The organism is Pseudomonas sp. MBLB4123 (assembly GCF_051904775.1).
GTDB lineage: Bacteria > Pseudomonadota > Gammaproteobacteria > Pseudomonadales > Pseudomonadaceae > Aquipseudomonas > Aquipseudomonas benzenivorans_B.
The window spans coordinates 552286-572333 of sequence record NZ_CP196711.1 but is presented as its reverse complement, the minus strand read 5'-3'; the positions used below and the strand labels follow the sequence as shown (position 1 = coordinate 572333).

General features: G+C 65.2%; 18 protein-coding genes. 4 read left to right on the top strand and 14 right to left on the bottom strand.

The window, feature by feature from the left end:
* Positions 1–2: 2 nt before the first annotated feature.
* The 7 genes from nqrF to ACSX1C_RS02810 all read right to left on the bottom strand — a co-directional run bounded on the left by nqrF (position 3) and on the right by ACSX1C_RS02810 (position 7789).
* On the bottom strand, positions 3–1229 hold the full coding sequence (nqrF, locus tag ACSX1C_RS02840) for an NADH:ubiquinone reductase (Na(+)-transporting) subunit F (RefSeq protein ID WP_439888149.1): 1227 nt from the start codon (positions 1227–1229) through the stop codon (positions 3–5).
* A gap of 15 nt (positions 1230–1244) precedes the next feature.
* The gene (nqrE, locus tag ACSX1C_RS02835) at positions 1245–1853 is read right to left on the bottom strand and encodes an NADH:ubiquinone reductase (Na(+)-transporting) subunit E (protein WP_318642159.1); all 609 of its coding nucleotides are present in this window, start codon (positions 1851–1853) and stop codon (positions 1245–1247) included.
* Positions 1853–2527: an NADH:ubiquinone reductase (Na(+)-transporting) subunit D gene (locus tag ACSX1C_RS02830; RefSeq protein ID WP_439888148.1), complete on the bottom strand. Its 675-nt coding sequence runs from the start codon at positions 2525–2527 to the stop codon at positions 1853–1855. The genes nqrE and ACSX1C_RS02830 overlap by 1 nt, the downstream gene beginning before the upstream one ends.
* Positions 2524–3312: a Na(+)-translocating NADH-quinone reductase subunit C gene (locus ACSX1C_RS02825; protein WP_439888147.1), complete on the bottom strand. Its 789-nt coding sequence runs from the start codon at positions 3310–3312 to the stop codon at positions 2524–2526. Before ACSX1C_RS02825 ends, ACSX1C_RS02830 begins: the two co-directional genes overlap by 4 nt.
* Positions 3305–4516, bottom strand: coding sequence for an NADH:ubiquinone reductase (Na(+)-transporting) subunit B (locus ACSX1C_RS02820; RefSeq protein WP_439888146.1), 1212 nt, complete (start codon positions 4514–4516; stop codon positions 3305–3307). The genes ACSX1C_RS02825 and ACSX1C_RS02820 overlap by 8 nt, the downstream gene beginning before the upstream one ends.
* Before the next feature lie 3 nt (positions 4517–4519).
* Positions 4520–5857 (bottom strand): Na(+)-translocating NADH-quinone reductase subunit A, encoded by a 1338-nt coding sequence (locus ACSX1C_RS02815; protein WP_439888145.1) that lies wholly within the window; start codon positions 5855–5857, stop codon positions 4520–4522.
* 465 nt (positions 5858–6322) lie between these two features.
* Positions 6323–7789, bottom strand: a complete 1467-nt coding sequence (locus ACSX1C_RS02810; RefSeq protein WP_318642165.1) for a glyceraldehyde-3-phosphate dehydrogenase — start codon at positions 7787–7789, stop codon at positions 6323–6325.
* A gap of 131 nt (positions 7790–7920) precedes the next feature.
* Between ACSX1C_RS02810 and mfd the strand changes: the two genes are divergently transcribed.
* Entirely contained in the window at positions 7921–11373 is a 3453-nt protein-coding gene (gene mfd / locus ACSX1C_RS02805) for a transcription-repair coupling factor (protein WP_439888144.1), read from the top strand.
* Between the two features lie 10 nt (positions 11374–11383).
* On the top strand, positions 11384–11920 hold the full coding sequence (locus tag ACSX1C_RS02800; protein WP_439888143.1) for a CsiV family protein: 537 nt from the start codon (positions 11384–11386) through the stop codon (positions 11918–11920).
* A gap of 56 nt (positions 11921–11976) precedes the next feature.
* On the opposite strand, the gene ACSX1C_RS02795 is transcribed toward ACSX1C_RS02800, so the two are convergent.
* The 4 genes from ACSX1C_RS02795 to ACSX1C_RS02780 are packed head-to-tail and all read right to left on the bottom strand — an operon-like array spanning position 11977 to position 15025.
* Positions 11977–12714: an S-methyl-5'-thioinosine phosphorylase gene (locus ACSX1C_RS02795; protein ID WP_439888142.1), complete on the bottom strand. Its 738-nt coding sequence runs from the start codon at positions 12712–12714 to the stop codon at positions 11977–11979.
* Between the two features lie 10 nt (positions 12715–12724).
* Positions 12725–13723 (bottom strand): beta-N-acetylhexosaminidase, encoded by a 999-nt coding sequence (gene nagZ / locus ACSX1C_RS02790; protein WP_439888141.1) that lies wholly within the window; start codon positions 13721–13723, stop codon positions 12725–12727.
* A 21-nt stretch (positions 13724–13744) separates the two neighbouring features.
* Entirely contained in the window at positions 13745–14269 is a 525-nt protein-coding gene (locus ACSX1C_RS02785) for a L,D-transpeptidase family protein (RefSeq protein WP_439888140.1), read from the bottom strand.
* 48 nt (positions 14270–14317) lie between these two features.
* On the bottom strand, positions 14318–15025 hold the full coding sequence (locus ACSX1C_RS02780; RefSeq protein ID WP_318642171.1) for a TetR/AcrR family transcriptional regulator: 708 nt from the start codon (positions 15023–15025) through the stop codon (positions 14318–14320).
* 267 nt (positions 15026–15292) lie between these two features.
* Here ACSX1C_RS02780 and lexA point away from each other — a divergent pair, with 267 nt between their 5' ends.
* Together lexA and sulA are read left to right on the top strand one after the other, a co-directional pair.
* Positions 15293–15901, top strand: a complete 609-nt coding sequence (gene lexA / locus ACSX1C_RS02775) for a transcriptional repressor LexA (protein WP_318642172.1) — start codon at positions 15293–15295, stop codon at positions 15899–15901.
* A gap of 10 nt (positions 15902–15911) precedes the next feature.
* Positions 15912–16364: an SOS-induced cell division inhibitor SulA gene (gene sulA, locus ACSX1C_RS02770; RefSeq protein ID WP_318642173.1), complete on the top strand. Its 453-nt coding sequence runs from the start codon at positions 15912–15914 to the stop codon at positions 16362–16364.
* A 125-nt stretch (positions 16365–16489) separates the two neighbouring features.
* Here sulA and ACSX1C_RS02765 read toward each other — a convergent pair whose 3' ends face one another.
* From ACSX1C_RS02765 to topA, 3 genes are all read right to left on the bottom strand, one after another.
* Entirely contained in the window at positions 16490–16723 is a 234-nt protein-coding gene (locus ACSX1C_RS02765) for a hypothetical protein (RefSeq protein ID WP_439888139.1), read from the bottom strand.
* Between the two features lie 77 nt (positions 16724–16800).
* On the bottom strand, positions 16801–17319 hold the full coding sequence (locus tag ACSX1C_RS02760; protein ID WP_439888138.1) for a DUF6586 family protein: 519 nt from the start codon (positions 17317–17319) through the stop codon (positions 16801–16803).
* A gap of 69 nt (positions 17320–17388) precedes the next feature.
* Positions 17389–19998, bottom strand: coding sequence for a type I DNA topoisomerase (gene topA, locus ACSX1C_RS02755; protein WP_439888137.1), 2610 nt, complete (start codon positions 19996–19998; stop codon positions 17389–17391).
* Positions 19999–20048 lie beyond the last annotated feature (50 nt).

The following is a 20048-nucleotide window of genomic DNA, read 5'->3' as shown; positions in this document are numbered from 1 at the left end:
TCTTAGCCGCCGAAGTCGTCGAGCAGAATGTTCTCCTGCTCCACGCCCAGGTCGACCAGCATCTTGATCACCGCGGCGTTCATCATGGGTGGACCGCACATGTAGAACTCGCAATCCTCCGGCGCCGGGTGGTCCTTCAGGTAGTTCTCGTACAGCACGTTGTGGATGAAGCCCTTGAGGCCGGTCCAGTTGTCCTCAGGCTGCGGATCGGACAGCGCCAGATGCCACTTGAAGTTTTCGTTCTCCGCCTGCAGCTGATCGTACTCCTCGGTGTAGAAGGCCTCGCGCATGGAGCGCGCGCCGTACCAGAAGCTGATCTTGCGCTTGGACTTCAGGCGCTTGAGCTGGTCGAAGATGTGCGAGCGCATCGGCGCCATGCCGGCACCGCCACCGATGAACACCATCTCGGCATCGGTGTCCTTGGCGAAGAACTCGCCGAAGGGTCCGTACACCGTGATCTTGTCGCCCGGCTTGAGGCTGAACACGTAGGAGGACATCTTGCCCGGCGGCAGATCGTCCTTGCCCGGTGGCGGCGAGGCGATACGGATGTTGAACTTCACCAGACCGCGCTCTTCCGGGTAGTTGGCCATGGAATAGGCACGGATCACGGTCTCGTCGACCTTGGACACGTACTTCCACTGGTTGAACTTGTCCCAGTCGCCGCGGTACTCCTCCTGGATGTCGAAGTCCTTGTAGTACACGGTGTGCGGCGGGCACTCCAGCTGCACGTAACCGCCGGCGCGGAAGTCGACGTTCTCGCCCTCCGGCAGTTTGAGGGTCAGCTCCTTGATGAAGGTCGCCACGTTCGGGTTGGACTCGACCGTGCACTCCCACTTCTTCACGCCGAAGACTTCTTCCGGCACCTCGATCTTCATGTCCTGCTTGACCGCGGTCTGGCAGGACAGACGCCAGCCTTCCTTGGCTTCGCGCCGGGTGAAGTGCGACTCCTCGGTCGACAGCATCTCGCCGCCGCCGCTTTCCACCACGCACTTGCACTGGGCGCAGGTGCCGCCGCCGCCACAGGCCGACGACAGGAAGATGTCGTTGTCGGCCAGGGTCTGCAGCAGCTTGCCGCCGGCCGGCACCACTATGGTCTTCTCGCCGTTGATCTCGATGCTCACGTCGCCGCTGGAGACCAGCTTGGCGCGCGCCGCGAGGATGATCAGCACCAACGCCAACACAATGGCGGTGAACATGCCGATCGCTAGGAATATCTCGAAATTGATCATCTGCTCATCCTTTCCTTACAGCTGCACGCCAGAGAAGGACATGAAGCCCAGCGACATCAGGCCGATGGTGATGAAGGTGATACCCAGCCCCTGCAGGCCGGCCGGCACATCGCTGTACTTGAGTTTCTCGCGAATACCCGCCAGCGCGGCGATGGCCAGGGCCCAGGAGACGCCGGCGCCGACACCGTAGACGGTGCTCTCGGCCAGGTTGTAATCGCGCTCGACCATAAACAGCGAGCCGCCCATGATGGCGCAGTTCACCGTGATCAGCGGCAGGAACACGCCGAGGGCGTTGTACAGCGCCGGCACGTACTTATCCAGGGTCATCTCGAGGATCTGCACGAGCGCCGCGATCACACCGATGAAGGTCAGCAGACCGAGGAAGCTCAGGTCAACCTCGGGCAGGCCGGCCCAGGCCAGCGCACCGTCCTTGAGGATGTTGGTGTAGATCAGGTTGTTGACCGGCATGGTGATGCCCAGCACCACCACCACGGCGATACCCAGGCCGATCGCCGTCTCCACCTTCTTGGAGATGGCGATGAAGGTGCACATGCCGAGGAAGAACGCCAGCGCCATGTTCTCGACGAACACCGCTCGGACGAACAGGCTGATGTAGTGCTCCATTAGTACGCCTCCTTATTCGAGACCTGCGGGGCCATCTTGTAGGCGTTGCTCTCCACCTGGTCGGTCTTCCAGCTGCGGACGGCCCAGATGAACAGGCCGATCAGGAAGAAGGCCGAAGGCGGCAGCAGCAGCATGCCGTTGGGCTGATACCAGCCGCCGTCGTTGACCACCGGAATGATCTCGTAGCCCATCAGCTTGCCCGCGCCGAACAGCTCGCGAATGATGCCCAGGGCGATCAGCATGGCGCTGTAGCCCAGACCGTTACCGATACCGTCGAAGAACGACAGGACCGGCGGGTTCTGCATGGCGAACGCCTCGGCACGGCCCATCACGATGCAGTTGGTGATGATCAGACCGACGAACACCGACAGCTGCTTGGACAGACTGAAGGCGTAGGCCTTGAGCACCTGGTCCACCACGATCACCAGGGAGGCGATGATCACCATCTGCACGATCATGCGGATCGAGCTGGGGATCTGGCTGCGGATCATCGAGATGAACAGGTTGGAGAACCCGGTCACCAAGGTCAGCGCCGCGGACATCACCAGGGCGGTCTGCAGGTTCGAAGTCACCGCCAGGGCCGAACAGATCCCGAGGATCTGCAGGCCGATGGGGTTGTTGTTGAAGATCGGGTTGAGCAGGACTTCTTTAATAGTCGGCTGCGACATGATCAAGCCTCCCCTGCGCGCAGGTTAGCGATAAACGGACCGAAGCCGTTCTGGCCGAGCCAGAACTTGAGCAGGTTGTCCACCCCGTTGCTGGTCAGGGTGGCGCCGGCCAGGCCGTCGACCTGGTGCTCGGCCTGCGGGCTCTGCGGATCGACGCCGCCCTTGACGATGGCCACGGCCAACTCGCCGTTCGCATCGAACAGGGTCTTGCCCGGCCACTGGCCCTTCCACTTCGGATTGTCGACTTCGCCGCCCAGACCCGGCGTCTCGCCGTGCTGGTAGAAGCCCATGCCGACCACGGTGTTCAGGTCGCCCTTGAGCGCGATGAAGCCGTGCAGGGTCGACCACAGTCCATAGCCGCGCACCGGCAGGATCAGGGTCTGCACCTGACCGTCCTGCTCCACCACGTAGACGGTGCTGAAGCGCTCCTGGCGCTTGATGCCGGCGATGTCCTCGCTGGCCGGCAGCACGCTGGACAGCTGCGGGTCCTTGGAGGCCTTGAGCGGGTCGAAGACGACCGGATCGTGGGCCTCGGAGAAGGTGCCGGTTTCCAGGTCGACCAGCTTGGCCTTGATGGTGCTGGCGAACAGTTCCTTAACCTGCTTGCCGCTCATCGCAGCATCGCCGAGACCGGCGATCGCCAGGATGCTGCGCTGCTTGTCCAGCAGGCGGTTGTCCACCTGGGTCGGCTTCAGCGCGATGGCCGCGCCGGCGACGAACACCGAGCACACCAGGCACACCAGCAGGGCCACCGTCAGCGTGCGGACGGTGGATTCTTTTTGACTAGACATTGCGTGCCAGCCTCCGCTTGATATTGGCTTGAACGACGAAGTGGTCGATCAGCGGTGCAAACAGGTTGGCGAACAGAATCGCCAGCATCATGCCTTCCGGGAAGGCCGGGTTGACCACGCGGATCAGCACCACCATCACACCGATCAGGGCACCGAAGATCCACTTGCCGGTATTGGTCATGGACGCCGACACCGGGTCGGTGGCCATGAACAGCATGCCGAAGGCGAAGCCGCCGACCACCAGGTGCCAGTGCCAGGGCATGGCGAACATCGGATTGGTGTCCGAGCCGATGGCGTTGAACAGCAGGCTCAGGCCGACCATGCCCAGCATTACGCCGGCGACGATGCGCCAGGAGGCGATCTTGGTCAGCACCAGCACGCCGCCGCCGATGAGGATGGCCAGGGTGCTGGTCTCGCCCAGGGAACCGTGAATGGTGCCGACGAAGGCGTCCATCCAGCTGATGCCCTGGCCGATGACGTTCTCGATGCCGCCGGAGGCCGCCAGGCTCAGTGCCGTGGCGCCGGCGAAGCCGTCGACCGTGGTCCACACCGCATCGCCGGACATCTGCGCCGGGTAGGCGAAGAACAGGAAGGCGCGACCGGTCAGGGCCGGGTTGAGGAAGTTCTTGCCGGTACCGCCGAACACTTCCTTGCCGATCACCACGCCGAAGCTGATGCCCAGGGCCACCTGCCACAGCGGAATGCTCGGCGGCAGGATCAGGGCGAACAGCACCGAGGTGACGAAGAAGCCTTCGTTGACCTCATGCCTGCGGATCGAAGCGAACAGCACTTCCCAGAAACCGCCGACGATGAAGGTCACCGCATAGACCGGCAGGAACCAGGCGGCGCCCTGGACGAAGTTGTCCCACAGGCTGTTCGGGTCGAACCCCGCCAGCGAGCCGATCAGGGCGAAGCGCCAGCCCTCCTGGGTCGCCAGCAGCTCGGGGCTGTTGGCGAAGATCAGGTTGGCCTGATAGCCGGCGTTCCACATGCCGAAGAACATCGCCGGGAAGGTGCACAGCCACACGGTGATCATCATGCGCTTGAGGTCGATGCCGTCGCGCACGTGGGCGGTGGTCTTGGTCACGCTGCCCGGACGATAGAAGAAGGTGTCGATGGCTTCGTACAAGGCATACCAGTTCTCGTACTTGCCGCCCTTCTCGAAGTTGTGCTCGATCTTGTCGAGGAAATCGCGAATCCCCATGGCTTAACCCTCCTTCTCGATACGGGCGAGGTTGTCCCGCAGGATCGGGCCGTATTCATACTTGCCGGCGCACACGTAGGTGCACAGCGCCAGGTCTTCTTCGTCGAGTTCCAGGCAACCCAGCTTCTGGGCCATCTCGGTGTCGCCGACGATCAGGTAGCGCAACAGCTGGGTCGGCAGGATGTCCAGCGGCATGATTTCTTCATAGTTGCCGACCGGCACCATGGCGCGCGGGCTGCCGTTGGTGGTGGTGGAGAAGGCGAACTTCTTCGCCGCCATCAGCTTGGAGACGAAGACGTTCAACACCGAATGCTTGTTCACCCCGGCACGCAGGTAGTGCATCAGCTCGCGCTCGGAGCCCTCGGCCAGGCAGGACACCTGCAGGTGGTAGCGGCCGAGGAAGGCGAAGGCGCCCTGGGCCGTGCGGCCGCCGAGCACCGAGCCGGAGATCACCCGGTTGTAGCCGGACTGCAGCTGGCCGGCGGTCAGCTCCTCCAGATTGGCGCCCAGACGGGTGCGCAGCAGACGCGGCTGCTCGACCACGGGGCCGGCCAGGGCGACCACGCGCTCGACCCACAGCTGACCGCTGGTGAACAGCTTGCCGGCGGCGATCACGTCCTGGTAGTTGATCGACCAGACGCTCTTGCCGGCACTGACCGGATCGAGGAAGTGGATGTGGGTACCGGGCAGACCGGCCGGGTGCGGACCGGCGAAGGCCTCGGCCTGGACGTTGGCCTGCTGCTCGCCCGGCAGGCTCGCGCCCTCGGCCTTGCACAGGAACACCTTGCCCAGGCGGCTCAGCACCTTGAGGCCGTTCTCGAAGTCGCCGGCGTACTCACCGATCACCACGGACGGGTCGGCGGCAAGGGGATGGGTGTCGATGGCGGTGACGAAGATCGAGCTGGGCACCGCGTCGATGGCCGGCACCTTGCTGAACGGACGGGTACGCAGCGCGGTCCACAGGCCGGACTGCTGCAGATTCTCACGCACCTGCTCGACGCTCAGACTGTCCAGCTGGGCGGCCGGATACTGGGCGAAGGTCAGCTGCTCGTCGCCGTCGAGATCGATCACCACCGACTGCAGGACGCGCTTCTCGCCGCGGTGAATGGCGCTGATCACGCCCGCCCCCGGCGCGGTGTAGGTCACACCGGGCGTCTTCTTGTCGGAAAACAGCACCTGACCGAGCTTGACCCGATCACCGACCTGAACCTCCATCGTAGGCTTCATACCGTGATAATCGAAGCCTATGACGGCGACGCTGCGCACGGGCCTTCCGGCCTCGATGCGTTGCGCCGGCGCGCCTGTTATGGGCAAGTCGAGCCCATGTTTAATTTTGATCATAGGTTTGCCTAACCACTGATTTATAAGCTTTTTTTAGAATACGACCGACACCTGGAGCGGCTCATATCGAAAACCAGTGCGAGCCAGCAATCGGTGAGAACTGGAGTGTCGAACGCGGGTAAAAAATCCGCTCAATTATAGAGAGACGACCACTGGCTGACCACCCAAGCGCTTGCTTTTTTTGAGTTTTCAGTCAAGTAGGCGCAGCAGCGACAACTTGACGCAAGCCAGCCGAGAAACGAAGCCCAAGCTCGCACTGGAGCATCACTCCAACCATGCTCGAAGCCCCGCCGACCGGCAGCGAGCACCCGCACGGAACGAGCCGGACTGCGCGCCACAGGCTCCTCCAGCCCCTGCCCGGGCGACTTCGGACACCCCGCCGGAGGCACTGCGCAACCACCCCATGCCCGGAAATGAAAAACGGGAGCCGAAGCTCCCGTTTTTTTTTACACGCTGGCCTGAGCCTTAGCCCGGAAAGGCCGGCGGGTTAACGCCCACCATGTCTTCCATCACGCGCACGACCTGGCAGCTGTAGCCAAACTCGTTGTCGTACCACACGTACAACACCACGCGATTGTCGTTGGCGATGGTCGCATCGGCATCCACCACACCGGCATGGCGCGAGCCGACGAAATCGGTCGACACCACCTCCTGGGAATTGACGAAGTCGATCTGCTTGTGCAGGTCCGAGTGCAGCGCCATGTAGCGCAGGTACTCGTTGATCTCCTCGCGGCTGGCGGCCTTCTCCAGGTTGAGGTTGAGGATGGCCATGGACACATTGGGCGTCGGCACACGAATCGCGTTGCCGGTCAGCTTGCCCTTGAGCACCGGCAGCGCCTTGGCCGCGGCGGTGGCCGCACCGGTCTCGGTGATCACCATGTTCAGCGCGGCGCTGCGACCACGACGGCTGCCCTTGTGGAAGTTGTCGATCAGGTTCTGGTCGTTGGTGTAGGAGTGCACGGTCTCGACGTGACCGTTGACGATGCCGTACTTGTCGTTGACCGCCTTGAGCACCGGCACGATGGCGTTGGTGGTGCAGGACGCAGCCGAGACGATGCGGTCGTCGGCGGTGATGTCGCCATGGTTGATGCCATGCACGATATTCTTCAGCTCGCCCTTGCCCGGCGCGGTCAGCACCACGCGGTCGATACCCGGGCACTTGAGGTGCTGGCCCAGGCCCTCGGCATCGCGCCACTTGCCGGTGTTGTCGACCAGCAGGGCATCCTGGATGCCGTACTGGGTGTAGTCGATGGACGCCGGATCGTTGGAGTAGATGATCTGGATCAGGTTGCCGTTGGCGGTCAGGGTGTTGTTCGCCTCGTCGATGGTGATGGTGCCATCGAAGGGACCATGCACCGAGTCGCGGCGCAGCAGGCTGGCGCGCTTGACCAGGTCGTTCTCGGCACCCTTGCGCACGACGATGGCGCGCAGGCGCAGGCCGTCGCCACCACCGGTCTTCTCGATCAGGATGCGCGCCAGCAGGCGGCCGATGCGACCGAAACCATAGAGCACCACGTCGGTGCCCTTGCGCGCCACGGCATTCTGCTGCCCGGCCACGGAGCCCAGCTCGTCGCGCACGAACTGCTCGATGCCGCGACCGGCACCTTCCTGCAGGTACTTGGCCATCATCCGGCCCAGGTCCACGGAGGCGGCGCCCAGCTTGAGCTCGCACATGGTCTTGAGCATCGGGAAGGTGTCATGCACCGACAGTTCGGCATCGCCATCCAGACGATGGCGGGCATAACGGTGGGCCTTGAGGATCTGGATGACGGAACGATTGATCAGGCTACGGCCGTAGATCGAGGTGACCACGTTGTTGTTGCGGTAGAGCTGGCCAATCATCGGAATCATCGCTTCCGCAAGGGCTTCTCGATCGATCCACTCACCAAGACACTGGTCGGGCTTCTGAGTCACGGGCAGTACCTTCCACATGTAGGGGCTGAAAAAAGGGGCTACATTATGACGGCGCACGCAGGCATGAGCAATGCGCGCCTGTCGCGACTGACACGATACGCCCTGCCCCGCTACAATCGCCGGCCTTGTACCACGACCGTGAGCCGCCCGTGTCTTCACCGACCACGTCCGTACTGCGCCTGCCGCCCCTGCCGGCCTCCGCCGGAAAACAGCATTGGGGCAACCTGCCCGGCGCCGCCCTGAGCCTGGCCATCGCCGAGGCCGCCAGCGCCGCCCGGCGCTTCACCCTGCTGCTGACCGCCGACAGCCAGAGCGCCGAGCGCCTGGAGCAGGAGCTGAGCTTCTTCGCCCCGACACTGCCGGTACTGCACTTCCCCGACTGGGAAACCCTGCCCTACGACCTGTTCTCGCCGCACCAGGACATCATCTCCCAGCGCATCGCCGCGCTCTACCGCCTGCCGGCGCTCAAGCACGGCGTACTGGTCGTGCCCATCACCACCGCCCTGCACCGCCTGGCGCCGACCGGCTTCCTGCTCGGCAGCAGCCTGGTGCTGGATGTGGGCCAGAAGCTCGATGTCGAGCAGATGCGCCTGCGCCTGGAGGCGGCCGGCTACCGCTGCGTCGACACCGTCTACGAGCACGGCGAGTTCGCCGTGCGCGGCGCACTGCTCGACCTGTTCCCCATGGGCAGCGAGCAGCCCTACCGCATCGACCTGTTCGACGACGAGATCGAGACCCTGCGCACCTTCGACCCGGAGACCCAGCGCTCGGTGGACAAGGTCGAGTCGATCAAGCTGCTGCCGGCCCGCGAATTCCCCCTGGAGAAGAAGGCCGTCACCGATTTCCGCGGGCGCTTTCGCGAGCGCTTCGACGTCGACTTCCGCCGCTGCCCGATCTACCAGGACCTGAGTACCGGCATCACCCCGGCCGGCATCGAGTACTACCTGCCGCTGTTCTTCGAGCAGACCGCGACCCTGTTCGATTACCTGCCCCAGGACACCCAGGTGTTTTCCCTGCCGGGGGTGGAGAAGGCCGCCGAGCACTTCTGGCAGGATGCCCGCAACCGCTTCGAGGAGCGCCGGGTCGACCCCGAGCGCCCGCTGCTGCCGCCGGCCGACATCTTCCTGCCGGTGGAGGACTGCTTCGCCCGCCTCAAGGACTGGCCGCGGGTGGTGGTCAGCCAGGACGACATCGAGCCCGGTGTCGGTCGCCAGCGCTTCGCCGCCCGCCCGTTGCCGGACCTGGCGATCCAGGCCAAGGCCAGCGAACCCCTGGCGGCGCTGCGCCGCTTCATCGAGGAGCACCCGGGACGGGTGCTGTTCTGCGCGGAATCGGCGGGACGGCGCGAAGTGCTGCTGGAGCTGCTCGCGCGCCTCAAGCTCAAGCCCAGAACGGTCGAGGGCTGGGCCGAGTTCGGCGCCAGCGCCGAGCGCCTGGCCATCTGCATCGCCCCGCTGGACGAGGGCCTGCTGCTCGACGACCTGGCGCTGATCGCCGAGAGCCCGCTGTTCGGCCAGCGGGTGATGCAGCGGCGCCGCCGGGAGAAGACCCGCGACGCCGGCGACAACGTGATCAAGAACCTCACCGAGCTGCGCGAAGGCGCGCCGGTGGTGCATATCGACCACGGCGTGGGCCGCTACCAGGGCCTGATCACCCTGGAAATCGACGGCCAGAGCGCCGAGTTCCTCGCCCTGCAATACGCCGAGGAGGCCAAGCTCTACGTGCCGGTCGCCAGCCTGCACCTGATCGCCCGTTACACCGGCAGCGACGACGCCCTGGCGCCGCTGCACCGCCTCGGCTCGGAAACCTGGCAAAAGGCCAAGCGCAAGGCCGCCGAACAGGTGCGCGACGTCGCCGCCGAGCTGCTGGATATCTACGCCCGCCGCGCCGCCCGCGAGGGCTTCGCCTTCAGCGACCCGCAGCTCGACTACGTCACCTTCAGCGCCGGCTTCCCCTTCGAGGAAACCCCGGACCAGCAGGCCGCCATCGATGCGGTGCGCGAAGACATGCTGGCGGGCAAGCCGATGGACCGCCTGGTCTGCGGCGACGTCGGCTTCGGCAAGACCGAGGTGGCCATGCGCGCCGCCTTTATCGCCGTACACAGCGGCAAGCAGGTCGCGGTGCTGGTACCCACCACCCTGCTGGCCCAGCAGCACTACAACAGCTTCCGCGACCGCTTCGCCGACTGGCCGGTGAAGGTCGAGGTGATGAGCCGCTTCAAGAGCGCCAAGGAAGTCGGCGAGGCCATGGCGCAGCTGGCCGAGGGTAAGGTCGACATCGTCATCGGCACCCACAAGCTCCTTCAGGACGACGTCAAGTTCGCCAACCTGGGCCTGGTGATCATCGACGAGGAGCACCGTTTCGGCGTGCGCCAGAAGGAACAGCTCAAGGCCCTGCGCAGCGAGGTGGATATCCTCACGCTCACGGCGACCCCCATTCCGAGAACGCTGAACATGGCGGTCTCCGGCATGCGCGACCTGTCGATCATCGCCACCCCGCCGGCGCGCCGCCTGTCGGTGCGCACCTTCGTCATGGAGCAGAACAACCCGACCATCAAGGAGGCGCTGCTGCGCGAGCTGCTGCGCGGCGGCCAGGTCTACTACCTGCACAACGACGTGAAGAGCATCGAGAAGTGCGCCGCCGACCTGGCCGAGCTGGTACCCGAGGCGCGCATCGGCATCGGCCACGGACAGATGCGCGAGCGCGAGCTGGAACAGGTGATGAGCGACTTCTACCACAAGCGCTTCAACGTGCTGATCGCCTCGACCATCATCGAGACCGGCATCGACGTGCCCAGCGCCAACACCATCATCATCGAGCGCGCCGACAAGTTCGGCCTGGCCCAGCTGCACCAGTTGCGCGGCCGGGTCGGCCGCAGCCACCACCAGGCCTACGCCTACCTGCTCACCCCGCCGCGCAAGCAGGTGACCGACGACGCGCAGAAACGCCTGGAGGCCATCGCCAATGCCCAGGACCTGGGCGCCGGCTTCGTCCTGGCCACCCACGACCTGGAAATCCGCGGCGCCGGCGAACTGCTCGGCGACGGCCAGAGCGGGCAGATCCAGGCGGTGGGCTTCACCCTCTACATGGAGATGCTGGAAAGAGCCGTCAAGGCCATCCGCAAGGGCGAGCAGCCCAACCTGGAGCAGCCGCTCGGCGGTGGCCCGGAGATCAATCTGCGGGTGCCGGCGCTGATTCCCGAGGACTACCTGCCGGACGTGCACGCACGCCTGATCCTCTACAAGCGCATCGCCTCGGCCGCCGACGAGGACGGCCTGAAGGAGCTGCAGGTGGAGATGATCGACCGCTTCGGCCTGCTGCCGGAGCCGACCAAGAACCTGGTGCGCCTGACCCTGCTCAAGCTGCGGGCCGAGACCCTGGGCATCAAGAAGGTCGACGCCGGGCCCCAGGGCGGGCGCGTCGAGTTCGCTGCGGACACCTGCGTCGACCCGCTGACCCTGATCAAGCTGATCCAGAGCGCGCCGACCCGCTACAAGTTCGAAGGCGCCACCCTGTTCAGGTTCCAGGTGCCGATGGAGCGCCCGGAACAACGTTTCAATACCCTGGAGGCGCTCTTCGAGCGCCTGATCCCCGCCGCCTAAGGACTGAACCATGCGCGCACTCCGCACCCTGGCCCTGCTGCCGCTCACCCTGCTCATGCTGCTCGCCACCCCGACCTTCGCCGAAGGCCTGTACCAGGTCGAGGTCATCGTCTTCCGTCAGGCCGGCGAGCCGGTACCCGCCAGCCAGCCTGCCCCGGACGACTGGGCCCGGGATGCACAGCCCATCGACGCCGGCAGCGAACGCGGCACCGCGCTGAACAGCGAGGCCAGCAAACTCAACCCCGGCAACGGCTATCAGGTGCTGCTGCACAGGGCCTGGTCGCAGCACCTCTCCGGCACCCCCAGCCGGGTAGCGCTGAGCAGCGGCAGCGAGCAGTTCGGCCACTTCCCGGTGGAAGGCACCCTGAGCCTCAAGCAGGCCCGCTTCATCGACGTGGAGGCCGACCTCTGGATCAACAGCTTCGACGCCAGCGGGCTGCTTTCCGGCAGCGAGCGCCTCAAGCAGGACAGCCGCCTGAAGAGCGGCGAGCTGACCTTCCTGGACCACGGCAGCCTCGGCCTGCTGATCCGGGTCAAGCCGCTGTAGCCCGACACCACGAAAAAGGGCCGCGCGATGCGGCCCTTGTTCATCCAGTCGCCGGTTTACCCGGCCAGCACCCGCGCCAGCACCGCCTTGACCTGGCCCATCCCCTCGTCCAGCGCCCGCTCGATCTCCGCCATGGTGATCAGCGCAGTGGACTTGCCGGCCGCCGGGTTGACCACCAGCGACAGGCAGGCATAGGGCAGCGACAACTCGCGCGCCAGCACCGCCTCGGGCATCCCGGTCATGCCGACGATATCGCAGCCGTCGCGCTCCATGCGGGCGATCTCCGCCACCGTTTCCAGCCGCGGCCCCTGGGTGCAGCCGTAGACGCCGTGACCGCTGAAGGCGCAACCCTCGGCCGCCAGGGCGCCGCACAGCTTGTCGCGCAGGGTCGCATCGTAGGGGTGGCTGAAGTCCACATGGGTGACATGCTCGAGCTCGCCCTCGTAGAAGGTATGGGCGCGGCCGCTGGTGTAGTCGATGACCTGGTGCGGTACGCAGAAGTGCCCGGTACCCATGGCCGGATGGATGCCGCCCACCGCGTTCACCGCGATGATCGCCTGGGCCCCGGCCTCCTTCAGCGCCCAGAGATTGGCGCGGTAGTTGACCTGATGCGGCGGGATGCGATGCGGATGGCCGTGGCGGGCCAGGAACAGCACCTCGCGCCCGGCGTACTCGCCGCGCAGCACCGGTGCCGACGGCTGGCCGTAGGGCGAATCGAGGTTCAGGGCCGACTTGATGGTCAGACCCTCCAGTTGGGTCAAGCCGGTACCGCCGATAATGGCGTAAACAGTCATCACATCATTCTCAATCTATAAGTTGGGCGGCACGCAGCGCGGCCAGCGCCTGCAGCCAGCGCGGGTCCTGGCGATACTCGGTCCCCGGAAAGGCCCGGCGGCGCATGCCCGCCAGCCCGGCCGGCACGCTGACCTTGAGCCGCTGCAGGGCCCCGAGGGCCAGCTCGGCGGAGGCCCGGTCATTGCACACCAGGCCCATGTCGCAGCCCGCCGCCAGCGCCGCCTCGATGCGCCCGGCGGCATCGCCGGCGACATGGGCGCCGGCCATGGACAGGTCATCGCTGAAGATCACCCCGGCAAATTTCAGCTCGCCGCGCAGGATGTCCTGCAGCCAGCGCCGCGAGAAACCCGCCGGCTGGCTGTCGACCTGAGAATAGATGACATGGGCCGGCATTACCGCGGCCAGTTGACCGCTGAGACGGGCGAAGGGCTGCAGGTCGCTGGCGCGAATTTCCTGCAGGCTGCGCTCGTCAACCGGAATCGCCACATGGGAGTCGGCCTCGGCCCAGCCATGGCCGGGGAAATGCTTGCCGGTAGCGGCCATGCCGGCCGCGGCCATGCCACGGATGAAGGCGCCGGCAAGCATGCCAGCGCGCCGGGCATCGCCCTCGAAGGCGCGGCTGCCGACCACCGCGCTACGCTGGTGATCGAGATCCAGCACCGGGGCGAAGCTCAGATCCAAACCGGCGGCCAGCACCTCGGTGGCCATGACCCAGCCGCACTGCTCGGCCAGCGCCTCGGCATTGTGATTGTCGGCCACCGCGCGCATCGCCGGCAGACGCACGAAACCCTGGCGCAGACGCTGCACGCGCCCGCCCTCCTGATCCACCGCCAGCAGCAGATCGGGGCGCAGGGCGCGAACCGCCGCACACAGCTCGCGCACCTGGCGCGGGTGTTCGATATTGCGCGCGAACAGAATCAGCCCGCCCACCTCGGGCTGGCGCAACAGGTGACGGTCCTCGGCGGTCAGCCAGGTGCCGTCGATATCCAGCATCAGCGAACCTTGCATGCTTGAACTCACTAGAAATCCTTAATTGAGGGGAGCCGCCGCCCAGTCCGGACAAGCCGCCTCCTCGATGCGCACCGCACAGTCGAACGGCACCCGCGGGAACAGTTCGACCAGGTCCGCATTGCGCAGGCGTATGCAACCATGGGAACGCGGCTCGCCCATCGGCTCGCTGTCCGGCGTGCCGTGCAGGTAGATATAGCGGCGGAAGGTATCCACGGCGCCGAGCCTGTTGCGCCCCGGCTCGCAGCCACTGAGCCAGAGGATACGGCTGAGAATCCAGTCGCGCTCGGGGAAGCGCACGGCCAACTCGGCCGACCAGACCTCCCCCGTCCAGCGCCGCCCGCGCAACACGGCGCCCAGTGGCAGCCCCTCGCCGATCTTCGCTCGGACCCGGTGCAGCCCCCGCGGGGTACAGCCGGAGCCGTTGAGCTCGCCGGGACCGTTGAGCGCCGTGGAAACCGGCAGGCGCAGCAACAGCTGCCCGTCGGCAAAGCCGTACAGGCACTGGTCGGCGAGGGAGATATGCAGAAGATCGAGAGCGCGCATGGGCGGCTAGCTTAGCGGATCACACCCGCCACGCCCACCCGCCGCGTATCAAACCTTGGCGGATGCGGCCGTGCCCTTGACTCGCGGTTTGTGCTGCGCCGTAGCCAGAGCTTCGTCGGCCAGCCCACTTTCAGCGCGCATGCCCGCCGCCAGGAACGGCACCATCAGGCGCATCACCTGCTCGATCGAGGTGTTCACCCCGAAATCGGTCTCGGCCATGGCCCGCAGGGCCTTGATCCCGGACATGCTGAATGCCGCCGCGCCGAGCATGAAGTGCACCCGCCAGAACAGCTCCAGCGGCGGAATACGCGGTGCGGCCTCGTGCACCAGGAGCATGTAGCGGCGGAAAACCTTGCCGTACACCTCTTCCAGATACTTGCGCAGATGGCCCTGACTCTGGCTGAACGCCAACCCCAACAAACGCATGAAGATCGACAGGTCGTTGCCACTGCGCGGCTTCACGGCCAGGGCCTGCTCGACCAGCAGCTCGAGCAGCTCCTCCAGACTGGCCTTGCCCTCGGGCTTGGCCTGGCGTCGATCGAGTTCGCGCTCGAGACTGACGCAGAAGGGCCCGAGAAAGCGCGAGAAGACCGCCTGGATAAGGGCCTTCTTCGAGCCGAAATGGTAGTTGACGGCCGCCAGGTTGACCCCCGCCTTGCTGGTGATCAGCCGCAGCGAGGTCTCGGCGAAGCCCTTCTCCGCGAACAGCTGTTCGGCGGCATCGAGAATGCGTTCAACGGTTTCCGACTGAGCCATGACCTTGCACCTGACAAACACTTGTTTGAAACATACGTTTCAGCCCGCCTCCTTGTCAAGCCGCACGAGCCGCCTTTCGGCCGACCAGTCACGCTGCACGATAGCGAGCCCGGACAGCAGAACAAGACGCACGGAATGAAAGCCAAGTAACAAGCAGTCCTCAACAAAGTGCAAGGCCGAATCCGGACCGGGGCGAAAAAGGTGGATTGCCAAGCCGCCTGCACTGTATATAATCCCAGTCACTGTATAAAAAAACAGAGCCCAGACATGCTGAAACTGACGCCGCGGCAAACAGAGATTCTCGCCTTCATCAAGCAGTGCCTCGAAGACAACGGCTATCCGCCGACCCGTGCGGAAATCGCCCAGGCGCTCGGTTTCAAATCACCCAACGCCGCCGAGGAACACCTCAAGGCCCTGGCCCGCAAGGGTGCCATCGAAATGACTCCGGGCGCCTCCCGCGGCATTCGCATACCCGGCTTCGAACCGAGTGGAGAAGAGGAAGGCCTGCCGGTCATCGGCCGGGTCGCGGCCGGCGCTCCCATTCTGGCACAGCAGCATGTGGAAGAATCCTGCCGCATCAATCCGGAGTTCTTCCACCCCCGCGCCGACTACCTGTTGCGCGTGCGCGGCATGAGCATGAAGGACATCGGCATCTTCGACGGCGACCTGCTCGCCGTGCACACCACCCGCGAGGCCCGAAACGGCCAAGTGGTAGTGGCCCGCCTCGATGACGAGGTCACGGTCAAGCGCTTCAAGCGCGATGGCAACAAAGTTTGGCTGCTCGCCGAGAATCCCGAATTCGCCCCGATCGAGGTGAATCTGGAAGAGCAGGAGCTGGTCATCGAAGGCCTGAGTGTCGGCGTCATTCGCCGCTAGAGGAGCACCTATGCAGTCCCCGCAGCCGCTGAACCGAAGCCAACTTCCCCTGTTCGATGCCTTTCTCGCCGCGCCGGCCTCGGCACTGCTGGCCGAGACGGAACCCGAGGCGTTCAGCGAACTATCGCTGCGCGGCGCCGCCGGACACTGCCTGAGCCTGCTCGCCCCCATCCTGCGGGAACTGAGCGAGAACCATGATGCACGCTGGCTGACGCTGATCGCCCCACCCCGTTCCCTGACACAAGGCTGGCTGCGCGATGCGGGCCTGAACCGCGAACGTATCCTGATTTTGCAGCCGGGTGACAGGCGCAGCGCCCTGCAACTGGCCGAGGAAGCCTTGGCGCTGGGGCGCAGCCATACGGTGGTCAGCTGGTTGCATCCGCTGGAGCGGCAGGCCCGGCGGCGGCTCGAACAGGCCGCTCGGCAAGGCCGGGCACAGAGCCTGAATATCAGCCTGGGCTAGAGAAAAGTAGCGAAAAGCGACGGAGCCGAGCTAGAGAACAGTCCTGGCCAGGAAGCGGCAAGCACGCGATTGAATGCGGGAGCATGGTCGGCAGCCATGCCGAGAACAATGCGCCCCGAGACACCTCAGTGCAGCACGCGCGCCTCTTGCTCATGCTGGAAGTCGCCCTCGGCCAAGCGGCCGGCCATCTGCACGCCCACGTTCAGCATGGCCTTGGCCACCTCGACATGCTGCCCCTGTAGAAAGGCCTTGGCATCGGAAGAGAAATCCAGCACCACCAGCGCCTCCTCATCCTCCGCTCGACGCAGGGCTATACGCCCATCGGGCAATTCGACAATTTCCAGAAAGGATGTAGGCATTGGTTCGACTCTCCACGTAAGGCCGGCATTGTAGCAGCCGGCCAGGCTTCACCCTAGCCCGCCCATCCAGAGCCGCCTCACCACTCGGTGAGCGACTCGCGAAAGCGCTGTGCCAGCGCCTTGAGCTGCTGACGCCAGGCCTCGAGTGCCTCCCTCGCCAACGGCGGCTCTTCGCGGTCCAGGCTGACCGCCTCGATCAGCGGCGCAGCCGGATCGACCTTGGCCTTCTGTTCGCCCTGGGGGGGCTGGAACAGCCCGGCGTAGGCCCGCAACAGCTGCGCCAGCCAGGTCTCCGGCTGCTGCGCCAACTCGACCAACTCGGCCAGTTCGGGGCTCGGCGCCGCCTCCAGTACCGCGCGGCTGAGCAACTGCTCGGCACGCGGCGCGGTGCGCTCCGGCAAGCGGTAATAGCCGGCGATTTCGTGACACAGCCCCAGCAGCGCTCCATACAGGTGAAACAGGGCCGCCTCACGCTCGGCCTGAATCAGTGCCTGAGCGTTCAGCGCCCGCCCCTCTTCCGCCTGGCGCCAGGATTCCAGCGACAGGCCGGCGTAAAAGATCTTCTGGTTGGTACGGGTATAGAGTTCATTGGCCATCGAGACGCCCTCCACGACTTACCCGATCACTATACGCGCGCCCGCAGCTCGCCGGCGCGCGCAGAATGATCAGCGCTTGTCTTCGACTTTCCACTTGCCGCCGTCATAGAAGGCACGCCAGCCCGTGGGTTTGCCCTCGACCTCGGACTGCACGTACTGCTCCTTGGTCTTGCGGCTGTAACGAATCACCGCGGGGCGACCTTCCGGGTCTTTCTTCGGTGCCTCGAGCAGGAAGTGGTACTTCGGGTCGATCTCGTCCTTGTGCGGAATCAGCTCCAGCACCAGCGGCGCGCGGGTCTCGCGGTTCTTCGGAAACTGGCTGGCGGCGAGGAACAAACCCGACGCCCCGTCCCGCAGCACGTAGGTGTCGTTGACCTTCTCGCACTTGAGCTCCGGCATCTTCACCGCATCCATCTTGGGCGGCGCCGGTTCGCCGCTCTTGAGCAGCTTGCGGGTGTTCTTGCATTCGCTGTTGGTGCAACCGAAGAACTTGCCGAAGCGCCCGGTCTTGAGCTGCATCTGGCTGCCGCACTTGTCGCACTCCAGGCTCGGCCCTTCGTAGCCCTTGATGCGGTACTGGCCCTGCTCGATCTCATAGCCCGAGCAGTCCGGGTTATTGCCGCAGACATGCAGCTTGCGGGTCTCGTCGATCAGGTAGGCATCCATGGCGGTGCCGCACTTCTGGCAACGATGCTTGCCGAGCAGCACCCGGGATTCGGACTCGCCCTCGTCGTCCGCGGCGATCTCATCGCCCGGGATCAGGTTGATGGTCGACTTGCAACGCTCCTTCGGCGGCAGGCTGTAACCCGAGCAGCCGAGGAACACGCCGGTCGAGGCGGTGCGAATCATCATCGGTCGGCCACACTCGCGGCAGGCGATGTCGGTCGGGGTCGGCAGGTTGGCGCGCATGCCGCTGTCGCTGGCCTCGGCCACCTCCAGCTTGCCCTTGAAATCGCCATAGAATTCGTCGAGCAGATGCTTCCACTCGCGCTCGCCCTGGGCGACATCGTCCAGGTGCTCCTCCATGCCGGCGGTGAAGCCGTAGTCCATCAGGTTGGCGAAACTCTCGGACAGGCGCTCGGTGACGATCTCGCCCATCTTCTCCGAGTAGAAGCGGCGGTTGTGCAGGGCAACGTAGCCGCGGTCCTGGATGGTCGAGATGATCGCCGCGTAGGTCGAAGGCCGGCCGATGCCGCGCTTCTCCATCTCCTTGACCAGGCTGGCCTCGGAATAACGTGCCGGCGGTTTGGTGAAGTGCTGGCTGGGATCGAGCTTGAGCAGCCCGAGCGACTCGCCCTGGTTCATCTCCGGCAACACGCCGTCCTCGCCCGGCTTGCTCTGCTGCGGCATGGCCCGGGTGTAACCGTCGAACTTGAGGATGCGTCCCTTGGCCCGCAGCTCGAACTGCGCCGCGGTCACGGTGACCGTGGTCGACAGGTACTCGGCCGGCGGCATCTGACAGGCGACGAACTGGCGCCAGATCAGCTCGTAGAGACGCTCGGCATCGCGCTCCATACCGGACAGCTGGGTCGGCTTGAGGTTGACGTCGGACGGGCGAATCGCCTCGTGCGCCTCCTGGGCGCCCTCCTTGCTGCTGTAGAGGTTGGGCTTGGCCGGCAGGTACTGCTTGCCGAACTCGTTCTCGATAAAGTCACGCACCATGCTCACGGCATCGGCCGAGAGGTTGGTCGAGTCAGTACGCATATAGGTGATGTAGCCGGCCTCGTAGAGGCGCTGGGCCATCATCATGGTCTTCTTCACGCCGAAGCCCAGGCGATTGCTCGCCGCCTGTTGCAGGGTCGAGGTGATGAAGGGCGCCGACGGCTTGCTGCTGGTCGGCTTGTCCTCGCGCTTGGCGACGCTGTAGCTGGATGCCTTAAGCGTGGCCAGGGCCGCCATGGCCTGGGCTTCGTTCAACGGCTTGAAGGCGGCGCCGTTCTCCCGGGCCACCTCGAAACGCACGCTGTCGCCCTTGGCCGTGCCCAGGTCGGCGTGCACTTCCCAGTACTCTTCCGGGACGAAGGCGCGGATCTCCTTCTCCCGCTCGACCACCAGCTTCACCGCCACCGACTGCACGCGGCCGGCGGACAGGCCGCGGGCGATCTTCGCCCACAGCAGCGGCGAAACCATATAGCCCACCACGCGGTCGAGAAAGCGCCGCGCCTGCTGGGCATTGACCCGGTTGATATCCAGCTCGCCCGGCTCGGCGAAGGCCTCCTGGATCGCCTTCTTGGTGATCTCGTTGAACACCACGCGCTTGTAGCGGCTGTCGTCGCCACCGATGGACTCGCGCAGGTGCCAGGCGATGGCCTCCCCCTCGCGATCCAAGTCGGTCGCCAGATAGATGGTGTCGGCTTCCTTGGCCAGGCGCCGCAGCTCATCGACCACCTTCTCCTTGCCGGGCAGGATCTCGTACTTGGCCTTCCAGCCCTGTTCCGGGTCGACACCCATGCGGGCGAACAGCTGGCGCTTGGCCTTTTCCTTGGGTGACAGCGCCGGCGCTTCGCCTGGCGCGGCCTTGCCGCGCTTGGCCGGCTCCTTCGCCGCGCTCGCCGAGCCACTGGTGGGCAGGTCACGGATATGGCCGATGCTCGACTTCACCACGTACTGGCTGCCCAGATACTTGTTGATGGTCTTGGCCTTGGCCGGGGATTCCACGATGACCAGCGATTTACCCATGGATCAGAAAATTCCTGAATTCGAAAGAATGAAAGGCGGGAGGCGCCTCA

What these genes read in the sequence shown, in the direction of transcription:
- ACSX1C_RS02810 (WP_318642165.1), bottom strand. Translation starts at nt 7,789, where the DNA reads ATGTGGAAGGTACTGCCCGTGACTCAGAAGCCCGACCAGTGTCTTGGT.
- nqrE (WP_318642159.1), bottom strand. Translation starts at nt 1,853, where the DNA reads ATGGAGCACTACATCAGCCTGTTCGTCCGAGCGGTGTTCGTCGAGAAC.
- ACSX1C_RS02815 (WP_439888145.1), bottom strand. Translation starts at nt 5,857, where the DNA reads ATGATCAAAATTAAACATGGGCTCGACTTGCCCATAACAGGCGCGCCG.
- ACSX1C_RS02820 (WP_439888146.1), bottom strand. Translation starts at nt 4,516, where the DNA reads ATGGGGATTCGCGATTTCCTCGACAAGATCGAGCACAACTTCGAGAAG.
- ACSX1C_RS02785 (WP_439888140.1), bottom strand. Translation starts at nt 14,269, where the DNA reads ATGCGCGCTCTCGATCTTCTGCATATCTCCCTCGCCGACCAGTGCCTG.
- nqrF (WP_439888149.1), bottom strand. Translation starts at nt 1,229, where the DNA reads ATGATCAATTTCGAGATATTCCTAGCGATCGGCATGTTCACCGCCATT.
- sulA (WP_318642173.1), top strand. Translation starts at nt 15,912, where the DNA reads ATGCAGTCCCCGCAGCCGCTGAACCGAAGCCAACTTCCCCTGTTCGAT.
- ACSX1C_RS02800 (WP_439888143.1), top strand. Translation starts at nt 11,384, where the DNA reads ATGCGCGCACTCCGCACCCTGGCCCTGCTGCCGCTCACCCTGCTCATG.
- ACSX1C_RS02765 (WP_439888139.1), bottom strand. Translation starts at nt 16,723, where the DNA reads ATGCCTACATCCTTTCTGGAAATTGTCGAATTGCCCGATGGGCGTATA.
- ACSX1C_RS02780 (WP_318642171.1), bottom strand. Translation starts at nt 15,025, where the DNA reads ATGGCTCAGTCGGAAACCGTTGAACGCATTCTCGATGCCGCCGAACAG.
- ACSX1C_RS02760 (WP_439888138.1), bottom strand. Translation starts at nt 17,319, where the DNA reads ATGGCCAATGAACTCTATACCCGTACCAACCAGAAGATCTTTTACGCC.
- nagZ (WP_439888141.1), bottom strand. Translation starts at nt 13,723, where the DNA reads ATGCAAGGTTCGCTGATGCTGGATATCGACGGCACCTGGCTGACCGCC.
- lexA (WP_318642172.1), top strand. Translation starts at nt 15,293, where the DNA reads ATGCTGAAACTGACGCCGCGGCAAACAGAGATTCTCGCCTTCATCAAG.
- topA (WP_439888137.1), bottom strand. Translation starts at nt 19,998, where the DNA reads ATGGGTAAATCGCTGGTCATCGTGGAATCCCCGGCCAAGGCCAAGACC.
- ACSX1C_RS02795 (WP_439888142.1), bottom strand. Translation starts at nt 12,714, where the DNA reads ATGACTGTTTACGCCATTATCGGCGGTACCGGCTTGACCCAACTGGAG.
- ACSX1C_RS02825 (WP_439888147.1), bottom strand. Translation starts at nt 3,312, where the DNA reads ATGTCTAGTCAAAAAGAATCCACCGTCCGCACGCTGACGGTGGCCCTG.